Raw genomic sequence first — 8,695 nt, forward strand, 5'->3', positions numbered from 1 at the left:
GTCTCGTAGGCGATGGGGCTGCGTTGTCCGAGGTGGGAGTGACGGCGTCGGGTGTTGTAGCGGTTGAGCCAGCCGAACGCGTCGAGTAGGGTCTCGCGTTTGCTGGGCCAGGTCTTGCGGCCCTGGAGCGTCTCGCGTTTGAAGGTCGCGTTGGAGGACTCGGCGAGTGCGTTGTCCGCGCTGGAGCCGATCGCGCTCATGGACTGGCGGACGCCGGCTTGACGGCAGGCGTCGGCGAAGGCCCGGCTGGTGTACTGGGCTCCGTGGTTGGTGTGTATGAGCGCTCCAGCGAGGTTGCCTCGGGTGTGTTCGGCGGCGGCCAGGGCATCGGTGACGAGGCCGGTGCGCATGTGGTCCGCGATGGCCCAGCCGGCCAGGCGACGTGAGGCGAGGTCGATGGCGGTGGCCAGATACAGGAACTTTCCGCCGTCCAGCGGGAGATAGGGGACCGACGTACTTTGTGTTCGGCTCGCTTGCTGTGAAGTCGCGGCCGATCAGGTCCGGGACCTTCGTGGTGCGGTGCCTGCGACGCAGCCGCACGCCTTCCAGGCCGATGCTGCGCATCACCCGCGCGATGCGCTTGTGGTTGACTCGCTCGCCGTCGTCGCGGAGTTCGGCGGTGATCCTGGGAACGCCGTAGGCGCCGCCCGATTCGTGGTGCACGGCTCGTATCCGGGTGGCGAGGTGGGCGTCGGCCGCCTGCCGAGCGGTCCGGTCCGCGGCCGTCCGGCGCCAGTAGTAGAAGCTGGAGCGGGCGATGCCCAGGATGGTGCACAGCCGCTTCACGCCGCAGCGGCGGTGGTGGTCGGCGACGAACTGGAAGCGGTTCACCAGCGCGTCTCCCCGGCGAAATACTTCGCCGCCTTGCGCAGGATCTCGCGTTCTTCCTCCAGATCGCGGACCTTCTGGCGCAGAGCGGCGTTCTCCGCCTCCAGTGGTGTCGGCGCCTCGGCCGGCGTCTCCGCCCGGCGTCCCCGAGGTCCGCTCGCGCCGGCTGCCCGGACCCAGTTTTGCAAGGTCTCGGGGTTGATTCCCAAATCGGCAGCGACCTGCCGGATCGTCGCCTCGGGCCGCGTCTGGTACAGCGCGACAGCGTCCGCTTTGAACTGCGGCGGATAGTTCTTCATGACCACGAGATGTCCGTTCTCAGATCCTCAGGATCCAGTGTCTCGTGTGTCCAAGATCAGGGGTCAAGGCCCGTCGTGAGGCAGGTAGCGCCACTGCACCCCGGTGCGGTCCACGTACAAGATCGCGTTCATGATTTCGCGCAGGTCATGCTCGGGCGGTCGGCCGAAGTCCAGGGTCCGGCCGCGACGTTCGAAGCGCCACGGGGACAGGACCGGCTCCATCAACTCCCGGCGGGCATCGGACAGATGACTCGGATACGCACGACGGTCGGCCATGTCCTGGACGTACCGCCGGCCGGGGGCGTGCGCCCAGGCGTGCCTCCTGCCTGGTGGAAGCACGGAACAGATCCGGGCGTCCTGGAATGAGACAGGCGTGCCGACTCGTGCCCCAGACTTCACACCATCGGCCTCAGGAAGCAATGCCACCTCGGCAGCCCCACCCGCGCCAGTACGTCCACGGGCGGAATAGCGGAGCTATCACCGCACTAGAGATGAAGACGACCTCATCAGGACAGGTGGGGTGCCACGGCACCGGCGACCAGACCGCACCTCAGATAACTGCTCATGGTGTGGAAGTCCAGAGCGCCGATGTGGTACTCGTGATGGCTGTCCACATCGAAACGGTCTCCCAGACGTCTCGGCACCGCGACGAGATCACCGGGATCGGCGATGTTCACCCAGCGGTCTAGGCTAGGCGGGCGCATGCCCCGGCCGCCAGAGGGAGCAGGATCCAGAGCATCGAACACCCCTCCCGGCAGGCCGAGCGGCGAGCCGAGGGTGACGAGGAGTTCCACCTGCGGCAGTGCGAAGGCGTGCAGCGCCTCGTAGGCGACCACTGAGCCGAGAGAGTGGGCGACGACGACGGTGGCTCCAGAAGCTCGTACGGTCTCCGCGACCGCCTTGCGAGCCGCCGCGCGGCGAGCTGGCGAGGTGAGGTAGACGTACACCTCCGGCATCAGCGCGATCGCAATCCGCGCGAGCAGGTCCGCCGAGATGCCCTGGCGTCGCGCGAACCAGTCGAGGGCTTGTCTTACTGGCATCGTCCCCCAAGCCTGACCCTCGGGGGGCTCGGCCGGTAGGCCTGCGGCCTGCAACCACGAGATGAGCAGGGCGGCTTCTGGCGCACTCAGCTCCTCGATTCCCGTCGGGACGGACTGGATCTCGTCGTCGTTGAGGAGATGGGCGTAGTAGGCGGGTTGAACGTGTGGTGCCGGGATGTGCCCAAGTCCCGCAGCACGATAGCCCTCGGCGAGGCACGGTGACCACTCCGCAGCGAGTTCGGCAGTGGCCTCGGGAGCTGGGACGCCGGGGCGCCAGTTCTGTACGCCATGGACCATGACTACCGCGTGTTGTGTCATGCGTCTTCTTCCCCCCGTGCCGCTTCCTGTGGCTCGTCTTTGACCTGTGACCAGCTGAAATACGAAATGCGGGAACCGGACGCAGCGAGGACTCCACGCGGTGAGACGGCGATTGGGCCTATTTGGTCAGGGACTTCAACCTGCGCGAGCATCTTCGCTCCGTCGAACGGATCCCAGACCCGGATGGTTCCGTTGCGGGAAGCCGTCACGACGTGGAATGAGTCTTCGCTTGGCATCGTATGTATGGAGTGCAGGTCTTTGTCGGGGTTGTGGAACGAGAACACGATGTGACGACTGACCAGATCCCGGCCTACGACCAACCCGTCTGCGAATCCACTGACCAATACCGGAGTTTCCTGGTGGCACTCCATTGTCGTCGCTGCCGGTTCGCCAGACACGCGGAAGCTCAGCGTCCGCACGCTGTCGTGGACCTCCATCATGGCGGGCAGGTTCGAGTCGCCGCCTGGATCGGGAGGAGAGCTGTATACGGTGACGGCGGTGAGCGGGCCCACGTCGCCGATCGCATGGCACACGCCCGGTTGAACGTGGGTAAACAGCAGCACGCGCTGTGGCTCGGCCGCGTCTACTACCGTGTTGATGCCGTGCGAGTCGTGGGCAGCAACAGCGCTCGTTCCCCGGTAGGTGTGCCAGGAGAGTTTCCTCGGATAGAGGTCCCACATCCCGCTGCGGGTAACGACGCCGTTGGTGAGGTTCACTGCCCAGGCCGTTCTCTGCCCGGTGCTGACGATGGCGGTCGGCACTCCGTCCACCACACCCGCCGCGGCTGTGACGGCGCCGCGGAACCGACCGGAGGACAGGCACAGGCCGTCCTCCGTATCCCAGGTGTGCAGGACGCCGTCTTTGCTCAGGCTCAGTGCGAACTGGCGCCCGCGGTGGCTCGTCAGGGCGACGGAGACTACCTGGCTGTCGTGACCGTCCCATTGGGCGAGCCGTCCCGCGGTGTCGAGACGGTTGAGGACCTCGACCTCGAAGTCGCGTGTTTCGGCGAGTGCCAGGAGCCTGGAGCCGTCACTGCCCAGCGCCCGGATCCGGGTCCCTTCCGGGTAAGGGTGACGTTGGCTGCGCCGGGGCTCGTCCAGCACAGACCTGATCTCTACCTGTCCGTCGCTCGTGGTGGCGACATGTTCCTCGCCGTTGAGGTCGAGCAGGGCGACAGGCTGGTCCGCTCCCAGAGTGGCCGTCAATTCGCGTACGCGACCGTCGTCGAGACTGAGCACGCGGATACCGTCGTCGGCGCAGGTCACGATATGCCGACCACTCCGCTTGCGGCTGGGCAGCACCTTTCGCACGGAGGCGGTGTGCATCTTCCGGCTGCGATGGCCCGTGCCGTCGGCATTCCACAACTCGAGGGTGCCGCCGGCGGTGCCCGCGAGCACCGTCGGCGTGCCGTCCATGTCGGCGATCGCGATCGCTGTGTACGGGGACGAGGCGGCGGTGGGGAAGGTAGTGACCCGCAGATCCTCGCCGGAGAGGGACGGAGGCAGGGAAAACACAGTGATGTCTTGTTTGCCGCACGCAGCTACTACCGGATGCCCCCCCAAGGTGCCGACGGCGACGGCGACCGGCCTATTGGGCAGGGGGAGTCGTTGCATGTTGTCGTTTGTGTTCAGATTCCACAGGCGTAGCGACCGCTTGCCGGAACTGATGGCCATCAGTGTGGCCTCGCCGACGACTCCTACGGCAAACACCGGCCGTCGTTTGCCCGAACCGGCCTTTTGGACCGCCAGCGATGCACCGTCCAGGGCGTCGCGGATCCACACGTGTCCATCAGGATGCGTCGTCACGGCCACAGGGCGGTCGGACGCCGTTGCCAGCTCGGCCTGCTCCGCGAAGCGTCTGGTGTCTTTGAGGGCGCGGGTTCGCGACCCCCATTGCAGGGTCAGTGGAGCCAGCGAGTCATTGTTCGTTCCGCGGAGTGCATCGAGGGCCCGCACCAGCCAGTCCTCGTTCCAGACGACCGCGTTGTGGCGCAGCCACTCCCAGCGGATCCATGGGTCGTCCTGCGGGGAGAGCGCCGGAGCGATGATCTCGGCGATGTGCCGCGCCCGCAGGGATCGGGTGTCACGCAGCCGGGCTCGCAGAGCGGTGGGGTCTGAATGCACCAGGAAAGCAGCCGACTTGAGGAGGCCATCGAGTTGCCCTGCGTCTGCCGCGTGCTGGGCTGCGTGCCGTTGGACGTAGGGAAGGGCGAGATCCCAGGTTGGCTCACCTGCCGCGTCGCGACCGGAAACCGTGCCCAGGACAGCGTGCCAGACCGCGCGGCGGTCCGAGGAGGCAGGGGCCAGATGGTCGGCCAGGCTCTGGTGGAAGAAGCGATAAAGCCTGCGTCCATCGATGTCAATGGCTGACCGAATGTAGAAGGATGCGGCCTCGATGGCGTCTCGGGTGTCGTCCAGGTTCGGTGCCTCGTCCGCGTCAGCGGTGAGCTGCCCGGCCACCGCGTGAATAACCTCCAGCGGCATGCCCTCGCCCAGCCCGTGGGCGAGGGCTGAGAGCACGGACCGGACGGCCGACCGCTGGCGGGTCAGTACGCCGAGGTGGAGGTCGAGCATGCCGGGCAGGTCCTCGGGGACGCGCCGCACGGCCTCCTCAACCGTTAGCGGACCGTCATGCTCCGTGAGGTAGTGGGCGAAGAGCGAGGCGAGCAAGAAGCTACCCCGGTGGCGCACGGTGGTCAGCCGCTGGGCCACGGCCTGGGCCAGCTCCAACCGCGACTTGGTGCTCCCCGGGCCTGTGTAGGCCGGAGCCTGCTCCAGCAGATCCGCGAGGTAGTTGCCCAGTTCCTTCGTGCGTTTGGGGCCGGACGTCTTGTCGAGGTTGAGGACCGACATTCGTGCGTGCGGCGACGCCTTCCTAGGGTCGCCGCTCAGTTCGGGGAAACGGTCCCACCAAGGGCGGACACCGACAACGACTTTGCACACGGGAGCACCGTCACTGCGGCCACTCGATGCCGTGGCGAGCGGTAGCAGAACCGTGCTGAGCAGTTCTTTGTCGAGGGACGCCTCGTCTAGAGCATCGACAATGACGACTGCGGGTGGCAGGGGCGGCGGCACTTCGATGGGCTCACGTGGATCACTTTCTATGCTCTTGTCCGGATGTTCTGCCGCGCTTTTCTCCGCCTCCTCCCGCCTTTCTTCTGCCGCTTTCCTGACCCGATCCCTGTCTCCGACAGCCCCCCGCAACCTTGTCAACACCTCGTCCGCACTCCAGCCCCGCAACGGTGCCTGCCCTAGACCCAGTTGCTCCGCTATGGAGGCCAGTACGGCAGCGGGATCCCGCTGCCGTGCGTGCACCGCAGCGAGCATCGACCGGCGTTCTACACGGAGATGGCGGGGCACACGGTCGCGGATCGATCCGGAGACCTCCTCCAACTGCTCGTGTGCGAGGCACGTGAGGACGCCGAGGAGCGCTGACTTGCCGGAGCCGGGGCTGCCGGTGACCACCATGAGCCGAGCGGCCTGGTCATCCTCCAGCCACTCCTTGAGCTGCCGAAGCTGGAAACGGCGGCCGGTGAAGAAGCAGCGACGGGTGACGTTTTGCTGGTGAGGGGATCCGGAGGCACGGGACACGAAGTGCACGACATCGAGGGCGGGGTCGGCCGCTGAGGCGAACTGCCACAGGCCGTTCTCCATCTGCTGCCGGTATCGTCCCGCAGGCGTCTCCCGATAGCCCTGGTTCTCGAGGAATGGCGGTACGGGTCCGTCGGCCTCTGCGCGCGCCGTGCGCAAAACGCGCTGCGGTGGTTTGTCTTCGGCCGCAAGCAGCCGGGCAAGCTCCCGGTCGATCTCCCGCGCGAAGGTCTCCACCGGTACATGCCTCATGGCCGGAGAGAGATCCAGCCAGCCAGCCTTGAGCCGGGTCAGCACGGAAGCAGTGGCCCGGGAAAAACGCGCACCGTACGCCTTGCTGTTGTCCGCGCAGGCGGCGATCACCCACGCCCGACGCCGATCGGCCGACAACCCGTGCAACCACTGCTGCATGGGGGCACGGCCGGCGCCGCACACGTCGAGAAGAAATAGCACCGGCGGACCGCCATCGGTGCTCTCCACCTGTTTCAACCACTGGTCTACGTCCGCAGCCGTCCAGGCTGGGCGCTCCGGATCGGTGTTGTCGGCCGCGAGGAACAGTGAATTGGCGGTAGAGCCGTTAATGCCGTGTCCCAGGAACTGCACGATAAGAGCCGAGCCCGTGCGCGCACAGGCCTCGTAGGCATTCCGCCACTCCCGCTGCAGGTCGTCATGAGACAGGTCCAGCCGGGGACTTCCAGCGGTGAGCGACACCCCCGGGTGGCTGCCGAGTGCAGCGGTCAGCTCGACGGCGATCTCTGGCGCGGAGGGAAGCGGTCGCAGGGCGACTGGTGTGAGGCCCTCTACCGCTTTCCTGCCGCCCGCCGAGTAACTCATTCCGACGACGAGCGCATCGACCACGTAACCCTCCCTGACGTGATGTCACGGAGCTTAGTGGAAACTCCACAGAGACCGGTCAAGTTTCTCCTATTGTCATCCACAGCAGCTGTGACGTGGCAACCGGGCCGGCTTGACTATTGATCTCAGTGTTGACCTGCTGCCCTTTCTCAATCATACTGCTGGCCGCTGAGACGGCCGGCGCAGAGGATACGTCACCACTCACCAGGCGCACCGACGGAGCACCCGAGACTGTGCAGGTGGGGCAGGGTGTTGCCGGGCCCGCAACACTGACGCGGCGGCCCCACTCACGCGCACCAACTCTTGTGGCTGGCGGCCAACCTCGCCTCTCCTTTGACTAGCCCCTGGGCGCCGCCTACTTTACGCCTCGTATTTTGGGAGTCATTGAAGGATTTAGCTGCTATCCCTGAATCGATCCGAGATCCAAAGAGCTCGTAACAGGATCTTGCTGAGGTGTCCTGGTCGGACGTGACCGACATGATGATTAGGCCGTTCGTGTCGTGTGACAACTCTGCCTAGGATCGTGGACGACGGCCTGTGGGCACGGATCGAACCGCTGCTCTCGCCTTGGCCTAATCGGTCACCGGGGCCGAAGCCGGTGGACGACCGGCTATGCCTGCAGGTCATCCTGTACGTCATCCACCAGGACATCGCCTGGCAACTCCTGCCCCGGGAGCTGGGTTTCGGCTCCGGACAGACCTGCTGGCGGCGACTGGACCGATGGCAGAAGGGCGGCGTCTTCGAGCAACTGCACCACGTGTTGCTCGCCGAGCTGAACGCAGCCAGCGAACTCGACGGGAGTCGCGCATGCGTGGACGGCTCCCACGTTCGCGCGAAAAAGGGGGAGCCGCGACCGGCCCGTCACCGGTCGACCGGCGCAAGACGGGCAGCAAACACCACCTGATCTGTGACGGCAGGGGCGCCCCGCTGCACGGCATCACGACCGCCGCGAACGTCAACGACCCAGACCCTCGACCTGGTCGACGGCATCCCTCCCGTCGCCGGACGGCCCGGCCGCCTCGTCGTTTAGTGGGATCCGTTGTCCGGCTTGAGACCGGCGGGGTCGCTTTCAGCGACTAGCCTCGATCGTTCGCGCGCCCAGCAGACTCGGAGGTCTTTGTGATGTAGCTGATCTTGAGTCGTAAGCTCGTTGTCGCCTGCCGGTGGAAGTCCGGTCCGGGTAGCTGCCAGGAGGCCCGGTAGCAGACTGGCGGCGTCGGGGGGAAACGCCCGGCGTCGAAGCCCAGTGTCGAAAGCCCTGTAAGGGGGAGCAAAGCAGCGGTCCGTAGCATCACGCGAAGCCTGCGGCGTCGTTAGAGGCCCGCCTCTCGGGGCGGGGACAGGGAGTGCCGAGCCCCCGAAATCAGGGCGAAGGCCATGGAAGCGGCGAAGATCCTTGAGATGCAGCCGTGAGGGACTCCCCGGCGTATGGGGCATGAAACGCTGCGACGGTGACAGCGGGAACTGGGGAGGCCCTCCCCGGCCCGGCGGTCTGCGGACAGGTGCTGCCGGAAGCTGCGCGTCCTATAACCGGGTGATCCCCGGGAAGTGGGCGCGGGCCGGGTGGGCGTCGGAGGCGGCCGTAGTACCGCGACGAGCCGGCGGACAACACAACCGCCGGCCAGGGAAGGGCCGCTGCTTCGTCGATGTGCAGTTTGTCTGGAGGGGCTTGGTGAGTGCCGTTTCGGCTAGTTCCACCATGTCGGGATCCCTGAAGCTGGATCCGGTCCGAGCCTTGCAGCATGCGCTCTACCGGGCGGCCAAG

The 8,695-nt window shown here is 66.4% G+C and carries 3 protein-coding genes and 2 pseudogenes; 1 reads left to right on the plus strand and 4 read right to left on the minus strand.

The window, feature by feature from the left end; all coding sequences use genetic code 11:
• The 4 genes and pseudogenes from H293_RS53590 to H293_RS0148265 all read right to left on the minus strand — a co-directional run.
• Positions 1–1,133: pseudogene (locus H293_RS53590) on the minus strand (IS3 family transposase); the annotation flags it as partial.
• A 60-nt stretch (positions 1,134–1,193) separates the two neighbouring features.
• Positions 1,194–1,403 (minus strand): annotated as a pseudogene (locus H293_RS52380) (IS5 family transposase); the annotation flags it as partial.
• Positions 1,404–1,633: 230 nt separating this feature from the next.
• Complete coding sequence (locus H293_RS0148260; RefSeq protein WP_020124921.1) at positions 1,634–2,485, minus strand: hypothetical protein; 852 nt, start codon at positions 2,483–2,485, stop codon at positions 1,634–1,636.
• A complete protein-coding gene (locus tag H293_RS0148265) occupies positions 2,482–6,933 on the minus strand; it encodes a P-loop domain-containing protein (RefSeq protein WP_020124922.1) in 4,452 nt (1,483 codons plus the stop codon). The genes H293_RS0148260 and H293_RS0148265 overlap by 4 nt, the downstream gene beginning before the upstream one ends.
• Before the next feature lie 520 nt (positions 6,934–7,453).
• Between H293_RS0148265 and H293_RS58240 the strand changes: the two genes are divergently transcribed.
• A complete protein-coding gene (locus tag H293_RS58240; RefSeq protein WP_028808866.1) occupies positions 7,454–7,834 on the plus strand; it encodes a transposase in 381 nt (126 codons plus the stop codon).
• The last annotated feature ends 861 nt before the right edge of the window (positions 7,835–8,695 follow it).

The organism is Streptomyces canus 299MFChir4.1, assembly GCF_000383615.1.
GTDB lineage: Bacteria > Actinomycetota > Actinomycetes > Streptomycetales > Streptomycetaceae > Streptomyces > Streptomyces canus_C.

Coding starts and splice junctions, on each gene's coding strand:
- H293_RS0148260 (WP_020124921.1), bottom strand. CDS start 2,485: ATGACACAACACGCGGTAGTCATGGTCCATGGCGTACAGAACTGGCGC.